The sequence below is a fragment of the Nonomuraea basaltis genome (assembly GCF_005893125.1).
Taxonomy (GTDB): domain Bacteria; phylum Actinomycetota; class Actinomycetes; order Streptosporangiales; family Streptosporangiaceae; genus Nonomuraea; species Nonomuraea basaltis.
This window is the reverse complement of record NZ_VCJS01000134.1, coordinates 18140-34001: the sequence shown is the minus strand read 5'-3', so window position 1 is coordinate 34001 and position 15862 is coordinate 18140. Positions and strand designations below refer to the sequence as shown.

Annotated in this window: 14 protein-coding genes; 6 read left to right on the top strand and 8 right to left on the bottom strand. The window is 67.5% G+C overall.

Going from position 1 to position 15862, the window contains the following annotated elements; all coding sequences use genetic code 11:
• Positions 1-304: 304 nt before the first annotated feature.
• The 8 genes from EJK15_RS43715 to rpmH all read right to left on the bottom strand — a co-directional run bounded on the left by EJK15_RS43715 (position 305) and on the right by rpmH (position 7004).
• A complete protein-coding gene (locus EJK15_RS43715) occupies positions 305-1267 on the bottom strand; it encodes a ParB/RepB/Spo0J family partition protein (protein WP_138716359.1) in 963 nt (320 codons plus the stop codon).
• Between the two features lie 991 nt (positions 1268-2258).
• A complete protein-coding gene (locus EJK15_RS43710; RefSeq protein WP_276615491.1) occupies positions 2259-3191 on the bottom strand; it encodes a ParA family protein in 933 nt (310 codons plus the stop codon).
• A gap of 146 nt (positions 3192-3337) precedes the next feature.
• Positions 3338-4009 carry a 16S rRNA (guanine(527)-N(7))-methyltransferase RsmG gene (gene rsmG / locus EJK15_RS43705; protein WP_138716358.1) on the bottom strand — a complete coding sequence of 224 codons (672 nt, stop codon included), beginning with the start codon at positions 4007-4009 and terminating at the stop codon, positions 3338-3340.
• A 684-nt stretch (positions 4010-4693) separates the two neighbouring features.
• Positions 4694-5191, bottom strand: a complete 498-nt coding sequence (locus EJK15_RS43700) for a Jag family protein (RefSeq protein WP_138716357.1) — start codon at positions 5189-5191, stop codon at positions 4694-4696.
• Between the two features lie 20 nt (positions 5192-5211).
• A complete protein-coding gene (gene yidC, locus EJK15_RS43695; protein ID WP_138716356.1) occupies positions 5212-6162 on the bottom strand; it encodes a membrane protein insertase YidC in 951 nt (316 codons plus the stop codon).
• Positions 6163-6166: 4 nt separating this feature from the next.
• On the bottom strand, positions 6167-6445 hold the full coding sequence (gene yidD, locus EJK15_RS43690) for a membrane protein insertion efficiency factor YidD (protein ID WP_138716355.1): 279 nt from the start codon (positions 6443-6445) through the stop codon (positions 6167-6169).
• The gene (rnpA, locus tag EJK15_RS43685; RefSeq protein ID WP_420847136.1) at positions 6442-6783 is read right to left on the bottom strand and encodes a ribonuclease P protein component; all 342 of its coding nucleotides are present in this window, start codon (positions 6781-6783) and stop codon (positions 6442-6444) included. Before rnpA ends, yidD begins: the two co-directional genes overlap by 4 nt.
• 83 nt (positions 6784-6866) lie before the next feature.
• Positions 6867-7004, bottom strand: coding sequence for a 50S ribosomal protein L34 (gene rpmH, locus EJK15_RS43680; RefSeq protein WP_043614899.1), 138 nt, complete (start codon positions 7002-7004; stop codon positions 6867-6869).
• Positions 7005-7490: 486 nt separating this feature from the next.
• Between rpmH and dnaA the strand changes: the two genes are divergently transcribed.
• The 6 genes from dnaA to gyrB all read left to right on the top strand — a co-directional run bounded on the left by dnaA (position 7491) and on the right by gyrB (position 15789).
• Positions 7491-9032 carry a chromosomal replication initiator protein DnaA gene (dnaA, locus tag EJK15_RS43675; protein WP_420847137.1) on the top strand — a complete coding sequence of 514 codons (1542 nt, stop codon included), beginning with the start codon at positions 7491-7493 and terminating at the stop codon, positions 9030-9032.
• 533 nt (positions 9033-9565) lie between these two features.
• Positions 9566-10705 carry a DNA polymerase III subunit beta gene (gene dnaN, locus EJK15_RS43670; protein WP_138716352.1) on the top strand — a complete coding sequence of 380 codons (1140 nt, stop codon included), beginning with the start codon at positions 9566-9568 and terminating at the stop codon, positions 10703-10705.
• A 46-nt stretch (positions 10706-10751) separates the two neighbouring features.
• The gene (gene gnd, locus EJK15_RS43665; protein WP_138716351.1) at positions 10752-11696 is read left to right on the top strand and encodes a phosphogluconate dehydrogenase (NAD(+)-dependent, decarboxylating); all 945 of its coding nucleotides are present in this window, start codon (positions 10752-10754) and stop codon (positions 11694-11696) included.
• A gap of 66 nt (positions 11697-11762) precedes the next feature.
• Positions 11763-13007 (top strand): DNA replication/repair protein RecF, encoded by a 1245-nt coding sequence (gene recF, locus EJK15_RS43660; protein WP_138716350.1) that lies wholly within the window; start codon positions 11763-11765, stop codon positions 13005-13007.
• On the top strand, positions 12997-13497 hold the full coding sequence (locus EJK15_RS43655; RefSeq protein ID WP_240777590.1) for a DciA family protein: 501 nt from the start codon (positions 12997-12999) through the stop codon (positions 13495-13497). The genes recF and EJK15_RS43655 overlap by 11 nt, the downstream gene beginning before the upstream one ends.
• A gap of 348 nt (positions 13498-13845) precedes the next feature.
• Positions 13846-15789: a DNA topoisomerase (ATP-hydrolyzing) subunit B gene (gene gyrB, locus EJK15_RS43650; RefSeq protein ID WP_138716349.1), complete on the top strand. Its 1944-nt coding sequence runs from the start codon at positions 13846-13848 to the stop codon at positions 15787-15789.
• Positions 15790-15862: the final 73 nt, after the last annotated feature.

Genomic DNA, 15862 nt, shown 5'->3' with positions numbered 1-15862 from the left:
TCGTGGCGGGCCGGTCGTGGCGGGCCGGTCGTGGCGGGCCGGTCGTGGCGGGCCGGTCGTGGCGGGCCGGTCGTGGCGGGCCGGTCGTGGCGGGCCGGTCGTGGCGGGCCGGTCGTGGCGGGCCGGTGGGCTGGCGATGCCAGCCGGTCGCCGAGTGCTAATGGATCCGCTGCCGCATAGCGGACGTCATCTGTCGCTGACCCCGCAGTTGGAAGCGCAGGGATCAGGACGCGTCAGGGAGATGGAGGCGGGAGTGGAGGTGGATGCGAGAGGCGGTTGTTTCACGTGAAACCGTGAAACGCCGTCAGTCCTCCGTCTCCCGCATGGCGCGGACCGCCTCCGGCGCCATGGTGCCGATGATGCGCTCAAGGTCGTCGATGGTGGCGAACTCTACGACGATCCGGCCCTTACGGCGGCCCAGGTCGACTTTCACCTTGGTTTCGAAGTGGTCCGAGAGACGGTCGGCGAGGTGGATCAGGCCGGGTGCCGTCGGCTTGGCCGGCTGGCGCTCCCGCGGCGCGTTCTTGGCGGCCTTGGCGCTCCCCATGGCGACGATCTCCTCCACGGCCCGGACCGAGAGGAGCTCAGCCACGATTCGCTTGGCGAGCTGTATCTGCTCCTCGGCGGAGTCGAGGCCAAGGAGGGCTCGGGCGTGCCCGGCGCTGATGACACCGGCGGCCACCGTGCGCTGGACTTCGGGCGGGAGGTTCAGGAGGCGGAGGGTGTTGGTGATGTGAGACCGGGACCGCCCCACCCTCTGAGCGAGCTGCTCGTGAGTCGCCTGGAAGTCGTCGAGGAGTTGCTGGTACGCGGCAGCCTCTTCGAGGGCGTTCAGTTGCTCGCGCTGAAGGTTCTCGATGAGCGCGTCCCGGAGGAGATCCGTGTCCTGCGTGTTGCGGACGATCGCGGGAACCGGATCGAGCCCGGCCTGCTGACACGCGCGCCAGCGCCGCTCCCCCATGACCAGCTCATACTGCCCACCGCCAACCGGCCGGACCACGATGGGTTGCAGCAGGCCGACCTCACGGATGGATGCGGCCAGTTCCTCGAGCCGCTCCTCGTCAAAGATCTCACGTGGCTGGCGCGGGTTCGGGACGATCGCTTTGAGGGCGACCTCCTTGAAGTACGCTCCGGCAATCGGCTTCGGGCCGGTCTCCCCCGTCGATCCGTTGGCCGGGGCCGCAACCGCCCCCGTGCCGTCAACGATGGGACCGGTCGGGATGAGCGCCCCGAGCCCCTTGCCCAATCCCCGCCGCTGCTGACTCACTACGTCTCCTCATCCACCCGGCCGATTCCGGTCACTCCAGGAGAGGTTACCGTCGCGGGCCCGGCGGGGCGCCCTCTCGCCACACACCGTCCTGTTGGATTTACACCGACACGGTCACAAATCTGCCCAACTCGTGACCGTCCTCGGCATGTGGACTCTCCACCGGCCTATCCCAGCCGACCCATCGCCGCTTTTCCCAGTGCGTGCCCAACCCCACGACTCGCTTCTGTGGCGCTCCTTGGCTAGCGCGGGCGGCTTCAGGCGCGCACGGCACGCGGCTTGCATCGCCGTCAGTCGGACGGGAACGACACACCTCCACCCGGACACCGAGGGCATCAGCGCAGGGTTCGGTGCATCGCGCGAACGGCACACCAGACCGGCCCGATCCCGACAGTGGAGAGATTCGATAGCGCCCGGCGGCCATGGATGGCGGCCGCGGTTGGTGAATGGCGGCCGACAGCGATATCGGGTGGTCGGCTGCTGGTCGATGATGGTGGCCGATGATGGTCGGCAGCTTGTGGATGGCGGCCGTCGCTGGGGATGGGATAGTCGCCGCTTGTGGATGGCGGTCGGAGCCCAGAGTGGTGGTGCCGGTGGCCGCGGGCGGTGGTGGCGGGTGGCGGGGCATGGGTGGTGGCCGATGCTCGTGTGTGTGGCCTCGTGCTCGTGTGGCCTCGTGCTCGTGTGGCCTCGTGCTCGTGTGGCCTCGTGCTCGTGTGGCCTCGTGCTCGTGTGGCCCTGTGCCCGTGTGTAGCCCCCGTGCCCGTGTGGCGGTCGACGCTGGCGGCTGGAGGCGCCGGTGGTCGCGGGTGGTCGCAGGTGGTCGCAGGTGGCCGCCGGTTCTCGTAACGGATCGGGGTGCAACATGAAGCGCTTCCGTGCCGACCGCACAGCCAAATGGACCCGGGTCTGAACGTGGTCAACAGGAACGTACGAGTACGCCTCACGCCTCCGCCACCGGGTCAACAGCGGAAGCGGCCCCTACTCGGAGTCAGGCCACTTTGGCGCGATGGGCTATCTCGCGGGCAGCGTCCATATAGGCCATGGCACCGCTCGACCCCGGATCGTACGTCATGACCGACTGCCCATAGCTGGGCGCCTCCGACAGACGGACGCTTCTAGGGATGACCGTGTTCAGCACCGTGTCGCCAAAGTGCGCGCGAACCTCGTCCGCCACCTGCGACGCCAGCCGCGTACGCCCGTCGTACATCGTCAGGACGATGGTCGAGAGCCGCAGCGTCGGGTTCAGGTGGGCCTTGACGAGGTCCACGTTCCTGATGAGCTGGGTGACGCCCTCCAACGCGTAGTACTCACACTGGATGGGGATCATGACCTCGTCCGCGGCCACCAAGGCGTTGACCGTCAGGAGGCCGAGGGACGGCGGGCAGTCGATGATGATGTAGTCGAATTCGATCGCCTTGTACGCCGCCAGCCCGCGACGGAGGCGGGTCTCCCTCGCCACCAACGACACCAGCTCGATCTCCGCACCCGCCAGGTCGATGGTGGCCGGCGCGCAGTAGAGGTTCGGCATTTCCGGAACCTGCTTGACGATGTCTGCCATGGGCAGGTCGTCGACCAGGACCTGGTAGACGTCCCGGACGCCGACGTGGTGCTCGGTCGTCAGAGCCGTGGAGGCGTTCCCCTGCGGGTCCAGGTCCACCACGAGCACGCGCTGGCCGTGCATGGACAGGGCGGCGGCGATGTTCACCGACGTGGTGGTCTTGCCGACGCCGCCCTTCTGGTTCGCCACCGCGATCACCCGGCACTTGGCCGGGCGGGGCCAGGTGCCGTCGCCGTTGCCGTCGCCGGGGGCCTCGCCGGGTTGGGCGGCCGTCTGGGTTGCGGATGTTTCACGTGAAACCACTGAGCTGAGCGCCTCTCGTACCAACGGTGAATCACCGGGGTTCAGGGGAGTCTGGGTCACGATGGCCATCCTTTCAACCAGTGGTGTGCCAGTGCCGGGAATTTGCTGTCGCGACACGCCCATTTCGGGCCAGCCAATCCCGGTTGGACTCTCGGACGGAGGGTTGCCCGGCCATCCAAGACCGCATGACGCGACTGGCACAACCGTCACCTCCTTTGTCGCCGCCTGACTCGCTCCGGCGCGCGACCCGCTACCACCCGAACCAATGTTGCAGGCGGCTCGACCTTACCGTGCCCGACGGTCACAAGCTCGGCCGTTCGGGCTCCGCTGGCCCGCAATTGCTCCTCGGCCTCGGCCAGCTCACCGGCGGCCCGTTCCCCCTTCATGGCGATCAGCTCGCCGCCCTCACGGAGCAGCGGCATCGCCCAGGTCAGGAGCCGGTCGAGCGGCGCCACAGCGCGGGCGCTGGCAACGTCGAACTCGCGCTTGCCCGCCAGCTCCTCCGCCCGCCCGCGCAACACTTCGACGTTGTCCAGCTTGAGCGCGTCGACGCACTCCTCTAGGAACACGGTACGGCGAAGCAACGGCTCCAGAAGAGTCACCGCGATGTCCTGGCGTACGATCGCCAGCACGAGCCCCGGCAGCCCGGCACCCGAGCCGATGTCCACCAGGCGCACGTCCGGCGGCACGACCTCGGCGACCACCGCGCAGTTGAGCAGGTGGCGGTCCCAGATCCGCGGCACCTCACGCGGACCCAGCAGCCCGCGGACGACGCCGGGTCCCGCCAGCAGCCGGGCGAACGCATTGGCGCGATCCCAGGCCTCCCCGGCGAAGACGTCCCGCGCTATGTCCGGCGGCGCCGGAAGCTCATCGCTCACTGGTTGGTGGCCCTCTCTTGGTGCTCATGTCGTAGCCGGGCGTGAACCCTCAAAGGAAACAGTCCCTATCCAAGGGTATGAACTGTTGCTGGCGCTCGCTATGCGAGCTGGTGGTTACCGGTAGAACTGTTGTTGGATTTCTCCGGCCAATAGGCTGCGACGGATGGTAATCGTGAGACAACATTCTGTCGCAGCCGGGTGTCTGACTGGCGCCCGGTCCCCCCGTTGGTGTCCGCCCCGTGGGACAGCGTCCCGCGGGGCGGTGGCCCAAGAGCCACACTCCGTCCAGGAGTGCGGAGTCAGGCCCCGACAACGCGGTTCTCGGCCACGGTCTGCCCGGCTTGCCGGACGGACGCGGCTTCGGCTTCCACTGGCTCGCTGCCCGACCTCGGTCGGCGTGCGACGAGGCTACGCCGGTGTCCGGTTTACTTAGGTAAACACAGAGAACCGAAGACGCTAGATGGGCGATCACAAGGGAAGACTAGCGGGCGTGCTCAAGGCGACCTTCGTGCACGCCACCATCGTGGCTGGGCTCATCAGGCACCAGTAGAGCCTTATAGGGATCTAAGAGCACATATAAACCGTACGGAGCACGTAGGAGGACAAAATACGAAAACGACCGCCTACCGCGCGCTCAGGCGGGCAGACGGCCGCATCGGACGACGAGCCGGACGTGTCACAGGCTCAGGCGGGCAGAACCACCACGTACCGCTGGGGCTCCTCGCCCTCGGACTCGCTGCGGAGCCCGGCGGCCGCCACCGCGTCGTGAACGATCTTGCGCTCGAAGGGCGTCATGGGATGCAGCGACTTCGGCTCGCCACGCTCCCTGACCTGGTTGGCCACCTCCGTGCCAAGCTTGGTCAGCTCCGCGCGACGGCGCTCGCGGTAGCCGGCCACGTCGAGCATCAGCCGCGACCGCTCCCCCGTCTGCCGGTGCACGGCCAGCCGGGTCAGCTCCTGCAGCGCCTCCAGGACCTCTCCCCCGGGCCCCACCAGCTCCGTGCCCTTGAGCCCCACGACGGAGACCATGGCGCGGTCGCCCTCGACGTCCATGTCGATGTCGCCATCGATGTCGGCGATGTCGAGAAGGCCCTCGACATAGTCGGCAGCGATCTCACCCTCCTGCTCGAGCTGCTCGAGCGTGGTGAGATCAGGAGCCTTCTCCTGCTCGGCCTCGGTCATGGCCGGCCTCTCCTTCGTGTTCAAGACTTCTTGCTGCCGGTGCGCTTGCTGCGGGGCTGGCGGCTCGGCTGCTGCCTGATGATCTTAGGCTCCGGCGGGGGCGGAGGCGCCTGCTCTTCCGGCGTGGTCTTGCGGAACTTGCTGAGCAGCCCCTGCTTGGGCTGCACGGGGACCACGTTGCCCTTGGCGTCGAACTCGGGCATCGGGTTCCGGCTGTAGAACCAGTGCTGCTGGCCGAGCGTCCACACGTTGGTGGTGACCCAGTACATGATCAGACCGAGCGGGAAGTTCAGGCTGAAGAACGCGAACAGCGGCGAGATGTACATCAGGATCTTCTGCTGCTGCGCCATGGGGTTGTCCGGCATCTGCGCCATGGAGCGGGTGACGCTCTGCCGGACGGTCAGGAACGTCGTCAGCGAGCTGACCGCGACGAAAATGCCCAGGACAATCTTGGTCTGTACGACGCCCGCGTCGAAGCTCGCGATGTCCGCCGAGGACATGAAGAAGTTGGCGGGCAGCGGCGCGCCGAAGATGTGCGCGGACCGGGCGCTCTCGACCAGTTCCTTGCTCATGCCGTACACCGGACGGCCGTTGGCCATCGCCTGCAGCACGGTGAACATGGAGATGAAGATCGGGAACTGCGCCACGATGGGCAGGCAGCCACCGAGCGGGTTGGCCCCCGCGCCCTGGTAGAGCGCCATGACCTCCTGGTTCATGCGCTGCTTGTCGTTCTTGTAGCGTTTGCGGATCTCCGCCACCTTGGGGGCGAGCTCCTGCATCTTCCGCGATGAGCGCATCTGCTTCAGGAAGAGCGGGAAGATCAGGACCCGCATGAACACGGTCAGCGTGATGATCGTCAGCGCCCAGGTCAGCCCGCCGTCCGGGTTGAGGACCGTGCTGTACGCAGTGTGGATCCAGATGATGACTTGGGCTACGGCTTCATACAGCCAGCTCAGCCAGGACAGCTCCACCGAGCTATCTCCCTTGCGTTTCGTGGGACCGGACCGGGCGTGGGGGCACCGGGTCTAAACCTCCGGGATGGAATGGGTGGCACCGCCCGATGCGCCGGACAGTCAGCCATGTGCCGCGCAAAGCTCCGTGCACGGCAATCGCCTCGAGTCCGTATGCACTGCACGACGGGTAAAAACGGCAGCGCGGACCGAGCATCGGGCTGATGAACGCCCGATAGAACCGGATCGGGATGATCAACACCCGAGCGGCGAGGCTCGGCACCTCTTGCGCCTGCTCCGTCATCTGTGTCCACCCGTCGAGGACTCGCGCCGCCTGAGCAAACGATCCAGCGCGGAATCGAGCTCGGCGGCCAGGTGCTCGAATCGCGCGGACGCGGCCGGTGGGTTGGCGCGTACCACAAGCAGGCTACCTCGCGGCAGCCGGTCCAGACGGTCCCGCATCAGGTGTCGGAGCCGTCGCTTGACCTTGTTCCGGGTAACAGCGCCACCTACAGCCTTGCTCACCACGAAACCCACCAGAGGTGGCTCTTCCCCGGAAGTGCCGAGATGCACCACCAGGGTGGGGCGGCCTGCGCGCTTGCCGCGCCGGACCGCCGCCTCGAAATCATCCCCGCGTCGCATGCGGGATTGTCGGGACAGCACCGTATACGCCTAACGCCCGCCGGCGAGATACGCCGGCGGGCCAGTCATCGGGCGCGGGACGATCAGGCCGACAGCTTCTCGCGGCCCTTGCGGCGGCGAGCGGCGAGGATGGCGCGACCGGCCCGGGTGCGCATCCGCAGCCGGAAGCCGTGGGTCTTTGCGCGGCGACGGTTGTTCGGCTGGAAAGTACGCTTGCTCACGGGTGGGCTCCAGGCTTGATGGTGCGCCCGAGGGCGCGTAAACACACATGAATGGCATGTCAGGGAAGCGAGGGCACGCGAAATAGCCGTCGCGTGACAAGCCGACCGTCGTACGTTACGGGGCAAGCACGCCCCAGGTCAAACTGGACGGGTTATCCACCAATCCACAGGCGGGTTTTCCACGGGCCCAGCGGCGTCCACAGTATGTGCACCCCGGTGCCACTAGGCTGTGGACAACGTCTTGAACACAGCTGTGCACATGGCTACTGTCGGCCCTTCCGGACCCGCCGAAACACTGTGCACAACTTGTGGAGATCCTGTGGAGGGCCTGGGTACGAAGCCCGGCCGCCACGCTGTGGACGAAGGAGCCGCCGAACGACCGGGCGACCGCTCCATGTGGATAAACGATCGCGGGGGGCCGCGAGAGGGAGGAGGGGGAACCGCACTGTGAACAGTGTCGACCTCGGCACGGTATGGGCGAGGGCTCTGGGCAACTTCCTCAATGAGAACGTGCCGATCCAGCAGCGCACCTGGCTGTCGATGGTGCGTCCGATCGCCCTGGCCAACGACACGATCGTGCTCGGCGTCCCCAACGACTTCCTCAAAGACCTCATCGAGGGCAAGCTGCGCCCGCTCGTCGCGCACGCGCTGTCCCAGGAGCTCGGCCGGACCATGCGGCTGGCCGTGATGATCGACACGACGGCGCCCGAGCAGCCGTCCATCGATGGTCATCAACAGTCTGTGGCTCAGAGTTATCCCCAGGGTGTGGAGAGTCACCCGCGTTACTCACAGCCGCTGCAACCGCAGCACCAGCAGGCTTCGGAGCCACCGCAGTTCTATTCTCCACAGCCGGAGCCGGACCGGATATCCACCGAATATCCACAGCCGGGCTTCTCTTTTGAACAGGCACAGCCGTACACACCACCTGTGGAGAAAGCGCCGGAACCGGCGCCGAACCGGTGGGAGGCGAAGAGTAACAAGCCCAGCGAACCGGCCAGGCTCAATCAAAAGTACACATTCGAGACATTCGTCATCGGAGCCAGCAACAGATTCGCCCACGCGGCGGCCGTGGCCGTGGCCGAGTCGCCGGCGAAGGCGTACAACCCCCTCTTCATTTACGGTGACTCCGGGCTGGGGAAGACGCACCTGCTGCACGCGATCGGGCACTACGCCCAGAGCCTCTACGACGGCGCGCGGGTCAGATACGTGAGCTCCGAAGAGTTCACCAACGACTTCATCAACAGCATTCGCGACCACAAGGCCGACGGGTTCCGCGGCCGCTACCGGGCGATCGACATCCTGCTGGTGGACGACATCCAGTTCCTGGAGGGCAAGGAGCAGACGCAGGAGGAGTTCTTCCACACCTTCAACACGCTGCACAACGCCAACAAGCAGATCGTCATCTCCAGCGACCGCGCTCCCAAGCAGCTGATCACGCTGGAGGACCGGCTGCGCAACCGGTTCGAGTGGGGCCTGATCACCGACGTCCAGCCGCCCGAGCTGGAGACCCGGATCGCGATCCTCAGGAAGAAGGCCATACAGGAGGGCCTGGCGGCGCCGCCCGAGGTGCTGGAGTACATCGCCAGCCGCATCTCCACCAACATCCGCGAGCTGGAGGGCGCCCTGATCAGGGTGACCGCGTTCGCCAGCCTCAACCGGCAGGGCGTCGACCTGCAGCTCGCCGAAGTCGTGCTGAAGGACCTGATCACCTCGGAGTCGGACACCGAGATCACGATCGCCGCGATCATGAGCGAGACCGCCAACTACTTCGGCATCAGCATCGACGACCTGTGCGGCACCTCGCGCAGCCGGGCGCTCGTCAACGCCCGGCAGATCGCCATGTATCTGGCGCGGGAGCTGACCGAGCTGTCGCTGCCGAAGATCGGCCAGCAGTTCGGCGGCCGCGACCACACCACCGTCATGCACGCCGAGCGCAAGATCCGATCGCTCATCGCCGAGCGCCGGTCGATGTACAACCAGGTCAACGAGCTGACAATGCGGATCAAGCAGACACAGCGCGGGTCCTGATAGTCATGCACAGCCTGTGGAAAACACTGTGGACCAGCGGAAACGCCGAAAGGGTTCGGCCTTATGCCGGGCAATGGCCGGAAAAATCCGCCCACAAGGGCTGGGGACAACGGTGGGGACATCCTGGGGAGAACTGGGGATGACTCGTGGATAACGTGTGGACGGCCTGTGAACAGTCGATCTGGGGCTCCAGGAGGGTCCGATTTACCCCGTGGACAACCTGTGGAAACCTCGTGGATAACCCCCGGATGTCCGTGGATGAACGCACCATGATCTGGGGAAGAGCTGTGGGCAAAGAATCGCCGTCCCCAGGCGCCGGAGTTTCCCCCAGGCTTCGCCCACACCGGCAGTGGATGAAAACAGGGCGGCTGACCAGCCACAACGCTGGTTGTCCACAGTTCCCACAGCCCCTAGTGTGATGACCTCTTCTATCTCTTACTAAGAAACTCAAAGACTCATAGAGGGGTTCTCCCGGAGCTCAGGTGCGGGAGAGTGAACCTTGAATCAGCGACGAACCCAGGAGGCCGATCACCGTGATGTTCCGAATCGAGCGAGACGTCCTCGCTGAGGCGGTGGCATGGACGGCACGCAGCCTCCCGGCGCGGCCGTCGGTGCCCGTCCTCGCCGGCATGCGCCTGGAGGTCACGGAAGAGCAGCAGCTGAAGCTCTCCGGATTCGACTACGAGGTCTCCGCCGAGGTGACGCTCGAACTCCACACGGGCGAGCCGGGGGTCGTCCTGGTCTCGGGCAAGCTGCTCGCGGAGATCACCCGCGCCCTTCCCGCACAGCCTGTGGACTTCGTCGTGGACGGCGCCAAGGCGGTCGTCACGTGCGGTAGCGCGCGATTCACATTGCTGACCATGCCTGTGGAGGACTACCCGTCGCTCCCGGCCATGCCCCCGGCCGCGGGCCGGGTGGGCAGCGACGTGTTCGCCTCCGCCGTCGGCCAGGTCGCCGTCGCCGCGGGCCGGGATGACACGCTGCCGATGCTCACCGGCGTGCGGATGGAGATCGAGGGCGACACCGTGACCCTCGCCGCGACCGACCGCTACCGGCTGGCCGTACGCGAGCTGAAGTGGCAGCCGGAGCAGCCCGACTTCGCCGCCATCGCGATGATCCCCGGCAAGACGCTGGCCGACACGGCCAAGGCGCTCGGCACGACCGGCGCGGAGGTCGAGATCGCGCTCAGCTCCGCCGGCGGCACCGGCGAGGGCATGATCGGGTTCTCCAGCGCGGGACGGCGCACCACGACGCGGCTGCTCGACCCCGAGTTCCCCAAGTACCGATCGCTGCTGCCCACGGAGTTCTCCGCGCGCGCGGACCTGTCCACAGGGTCGTTCGTGGAGGCGGTCAAGCGCGTGGCCCTGGTCGCCGAGCGCAACACCCCGGTCCGGCTGGCGTTCAAGAGCGGCGAGGTCGTCCTCGAGGCGGGCAGCGGCGACGAGGCACAGGCCGTCGAGGCAATCCCTGTGGACTACGAGGGCGAGGAGATGAACATCGCCTTCAACCACCAGTTCCTGCTCGAGGGCCTGGGCGCCATCGACTCGGACGTGGCGCGCCTGCAGATGACCACGTCGACGAAGCCCGCTATCCTCACGGGTGGCAAGCCTGTGGAGGACGGAGCCGCTACGGACTACCGTTATCTGATCATGCCCATCCGCCTGTCAGGCTGAACCTGTCATCGGGGATGATGGAAGTCTGACAAGGGGGTAGGACAACATGCAGATCGGCATGGTCGGACTGGGCAAGATGGGCGGCAACATGGCCGAACGGCTGCGCCGCGGCGGTCACGAGGTCGTCGGCTACGACCGCGATCCGTCGATCAGCGACGTGGCCAGTCTGAAAGACCTGGTCGAACGCTTGCAGGCGCCGCGCGTGATCTGGGTCATGGTCCCCGCCGGCAAACCCACCCAGTCCACGGTCGACGACCTCGGCGAGCTGCTCCGCGACAACGACATCGTCGTCGACGGCGGAAACTCCCACTATGTGGACGACCAGAGGCACGCCGCCGAGCTGGCCGAGAAGGGCATCGGCTTCGTCGACTGCGGTGTGAGCGGCGGCGTGTGGGGCCTGCAGAACGGCTACGCGCTCATGTGCGGCGGCGACAAGGCCTACGTCGACCGGCTGATGCCGATCTTCCAGACGCTCAAGCCCGAGGGCGAGGACGGCTTCGTCCACGCCGGCGAGGTCGGCGCCGGGCACTTCGCGAAGATGGTCCACAACGGCATCGAATACGGCATGATGCAGGCGTTCGCGGAGGGCTGGGAGCTGCTCGAGGCCTCCGACGTCGTCAAGGACGTCAAGGGCTCCTTCAGCAGCTGGCGCACCGGCACCGTGATCCGATCCTGGCTGCTCGACCTGCTGGTGCGGGCGCTCGACGACGATGAGCACCTCGACCAGCTCCGCGGCTACGCCCAGGACTCCGGCGAGGGCCGGTGGACGGTGCAGGCGGCCGTCGACCACGCGGTGCCGCTGCCGGTCATCACCGCCGCGCTCTACGCCAGGTTCGCCTCACGCCAGGACGACTCCCCCGCGATGAAGGTCGTCGCGGCGCTGCGCAACCAGTTCGGCGGCCACGCGATCACCTCGACCGAGGGCAGCACGGGCAAGGGCGCCGATGCGCCGGGCGCGGACGTGACGCCTCCGCGCGAGTTCGACCGATAGCGGTTTTCCACCGGGATCGCATGCCGGTGACCCCGGTGGCTCGCGTGGCCCACTAACCTTCGTGGGGTGTATGTCGCCCACCTCTCGCTGACCGACTTCAGGTCCTACGCGTCCGTGGAGCTCGGCCTGGAGCCGGGCGTCACGGCGTTCGTTGGGCCCAACGGCCAGGGCAAGACCAACCTGGTCGAGGCCCTCGGCTACGTCGCGACGCACTCCAGCCACCGGGTGGCCGGCGACGCACCGCTCGTCCGCCAGGGGGCAGCCCGGGCGATCGTGCGCTGCGCCGTCCAGCGGGACGACCGGCGGGCGCTCATCGAGCTGGAGATCAACCCGGGCCGGGCCAACCGCGCGCGGCTCAACCGCTCCCCCGTGTCCAGGCCGCGCGACGTCGTCGGCCTGCTGCGCACGGTGCTGTTCGCCCCCGAGGACCTGGCGCTGTCCAAGGGTGACCCGTCCGAGCGCCGCCGCTTCCTCGACGACCTGCTGGTGGCCAGGACACCCAGATTCGCCGGCGTCCGCGCCGACTACGACCGGGTGCTGAAGCAGCGCGGTGCCCTGCTGCGCACGGCCGCGCAGGCCCGCAGAGGCGCCAGGAGCGCCCGGCGGGCTGAGAGCGACAGCGCCTTCGCGGCGGCGGGCGCGGGTGACGCGCTGAGCACCCTGGAGGTGTGGGACGCCCACCTCGCCAGGCACGGCGCCGAGCTGCTGCGGGCGCGGCTGGAGCTCATCGAGGCGCTGCGCCCGCTGGTGGCCGGTGCGTACGCGGCGCTGGCCCCCGCGAGCGCTCCGGCGACGCTGGCGTACCGCAGCACGTTGTCCACAGGTGGGGATGCGGATGAGGGTGTCGCGGAAGGCGAAGCCGCCGGTGAACGGGGATCTTTCGATACACAGACGTTATCCACAGACTTGGGGAAAACCCTTGAAGAACGTCTGCGGGAGCGGCTATTGGAGGTCCGCTCCGCGGAACTGGAACGCGGCGTCACGCTCGTCGGCCCGCACCGCGACGACCTGATCCTCGGCATCGGAGACCTGCCCGCGCGGGGCTACGCGAGCCATGGCGAGTCCTGGTCGTTCGCGCTGGCGCTGCGGCTGGCCGCCTACGACCTGCTGCGGGCCGACGGCGGCGATCCCGTGCTGATACTCGACGACGTGTTCGCCGAGCTCGACAGCCAGCGCAGGCGGCGGCTCGCCGAGATCGTCGCGCCGGCCGAGCAGGTGCTCATCACCGCCGCGGTGGCGGACGACGTACCGCAAGAGCTCGTGGGAGCCAGATTCGACGTCGCGGAGGGGAGCGTGACCCGTGTCCGATGAGGACAACCCCACGGCCAAGGGCGCGGCCATGGCCAGGGAGAAGCTCGCCCAGGCCAAGGCCGACGCGGCCAAGCGCGGGCAGCTCCCCCGGCGCGCGCCGAGGCGCAAGGCCGCGGGGCCGCGCCGGGATGGCGGCGATCCACAGCTTTTCGGACGCGCGATCGCGGACCTGCTGGCCGATCGCGGCTGGGAGCGGTCGGCGGCGGTCGGCGGGGTGTTCGGGCGCTGGCCCGACATCGTGGGCCCTGACCTGGCCGCGCACACCAGGCCCGAGTCCTTCGCCGACGGCGAGGTGGTGATCCTGGCCGACTCGACCGCCTGGGCCACGCAGGTGCGGCTGCTCGCGCGCACCCTCGTACGCAGGCTGAACGAGGAGCTCGGCGACGGCACCGTGACGAAGGTCAAGGTCAGGGGACCGCAGAACGCGCCCCGGCCGTCAGGTGGATTGCGGGTGACCGGAAGCCGTGGCCCAGGAGACACCTACGGATAGCACGTCCAGCCGCTATCCGCAGCAGGCGCTTCGCCGCTACGGTTAGGCGCCGAGGGCGATCAGACAGCCCCAGACGCGATAGGCCCCCTTTCCGGAGGGGGGATGCTTGCCTGGGGGGAAAACGAGCTAGGGAGCATCACAGGCGCGTTCATTGCCACCTTGGGCCTCCGGAGGCGGTAGAATGCAAAAGGATTCCGGACACGTCCGCTTGCGTGTCACCCCGGCAGCAAGCCGACTCCCCCGGGTGACCGCGCATCGGGGCACTCACGACGGTGACGGGCACGGCAGGGGCAGCTTTGTATTTTGACGCCTCCCCCGCCGCGTGTCCGCGGCAGGAGGATTTCGCAGTTGTCCTACGACGCTAGCTCAATCACCGTACTCGAAGGGCTTGAGGCGGTTCGCAAGCGCCCGGGTATGTATATCGGCTCCACCGGGGAGCGCGGCCTGCACCATCTCGTCACCGAGATTGTGGACAACGCGGTGGACGAGGCCCTGGCCGGCCACGCCAGCATGATCGACATCACGCTGCTCGCCGACAACGGCGTACGCGTGATCGACGACGGCCGCGGCATCCCCACGGGCATTCACCCGGTGGAGAAGCGCTCCGCCGTCGAAGTCGTGCTGACCACGCTGCACGCGGGCGGCAAGTTCGACAGCCAGTCCTACGCGGTCTCCGGCGGCCTGCACGGCGTCGGCTCGGCCGTCGTCAACGCGCTGTCCACCGCCATGGACGTCGAGGTCAAGCAGAACGGCCACTACTGGCGCCAGCGCTACGAGCACTCCAAGCCCATGGCGCCGCTGGCCAAGGGCGAGGAGACCGACGAGACCGGCACCACGATCACGTTCTGGCCCGACCCGGACATCTTCGAGACCACGACGTGGAACTACGAGATGCTCTCGCGGCGCTTCCAGGAGATGGCCTTCCTCAACAAGGGCCTGACGATCACGCTGACCGACGAGCGCCCCGACCACATCAACGGCGAGGCCCGCACCGTCAGCTACTTCTACGAGGGCGGCCTGGCCGACTTCGTCGAGCACCTCAACAACAAGAAGGAGCCGGCGCACGCGTCGATCATCGCCTTCGAGGAGGAGGGCGACGGCATCGCGGTCGAGATCGCCATGCAGTGGAACAACTCCTATTCGGAGTCGGTCTACACCTTCGCCAACACGATCAACACCGCGGAGGGCGGCACCCACGAGGAGGGCTTCCGCGCGGCGCTGACGACGATCGTCAACCGCTACGCGCGCGAGCAGAAGTTCCTCAAGGAGGGCAAGGACGAAAACCTCTCCGGCGAGGACGTCCGCGAGGGGCTGACCGCGATCATCTCGGTCAAGCTGTCCGACCCGCAGTTCGAGGGCCAGACCAAGACCAAGCTGGGCAACACCGAGGCCAAGTCGTTCGTGCAGAAGGCCTGCAACGACCACCTGCGCGACTGGTTCGAGCGCAACCCCGGCGAGGCCAAGGACATCATCAACAAGTCGCTGCAGGCCTCGCGCGCCCGCCTCGCCGCCCGACAGGCCCGCGATCTGACCCGGCGCAAGTCGCTGCTGGAGTCGGGCAGCGGCCTGCCGGGCAAGCTGGCCGACTGCCAGTGGAACGACCCGCAGAAGTGCGAGTTGTTCATCGTCGAGGGCGACTCGGCCGGCGGCTCCGCCAAGGGCGGCCGCGACTCGCGCTTCCAGGCGATCCTGCCCATCCGCGGCAAGATTCTCAACGTGGAGAAGGCGCGGATCGACAAGGTCCTCAAGAACAACGAGGTCCAGGCGCTCATCACCGCCCTGGGCACCGGCGTGCACGACGAGTTCGACATCGCCAAGCTGCGCTACCACAAGGTCATCCTCATGGCCGACGCCGACGTCGACGGCCAGCACATCAACACGCTGCTGCTGACGCTGCTGTTCAGGTTCATGAGGCCGCTGATCGAGGCCGGCCACGTCTACCTGTCGTGCCCGCCGCTCTACAAGATCAAGTGGGACCGCAAGGGCGAGGACGCCTCCTACGCCTACTCCGACCCCGAGCGCGACGCGGTCATCGCCGAGGGCATCGCCAACGGCAAGCCCGACCCGCGGCCGCGTGACAACGTACAGCGGTTCAAGGGTCTGGGCGAGATGAACGCCGGCCAGCTCTGGGAGACCACGATGAACCCGGCGACCCGGCTGCTGCGCCTGGTCACGCTCGACGACGCGGCGCAGGCCGACGACCTGTTCAGCGTGCTCATGGGCGAGGACGTCGAGGCCAGGCGCGACTTCATCATCCGCAACGCGCGCGACGTGCGCTTCCTCGACGTCTGAGCGACTAGCCATGGGTGCAGATTCTGCAACCTGCGGTGGGCCGCTGAAGGCGGCTCACCGCAACACTAAGAAG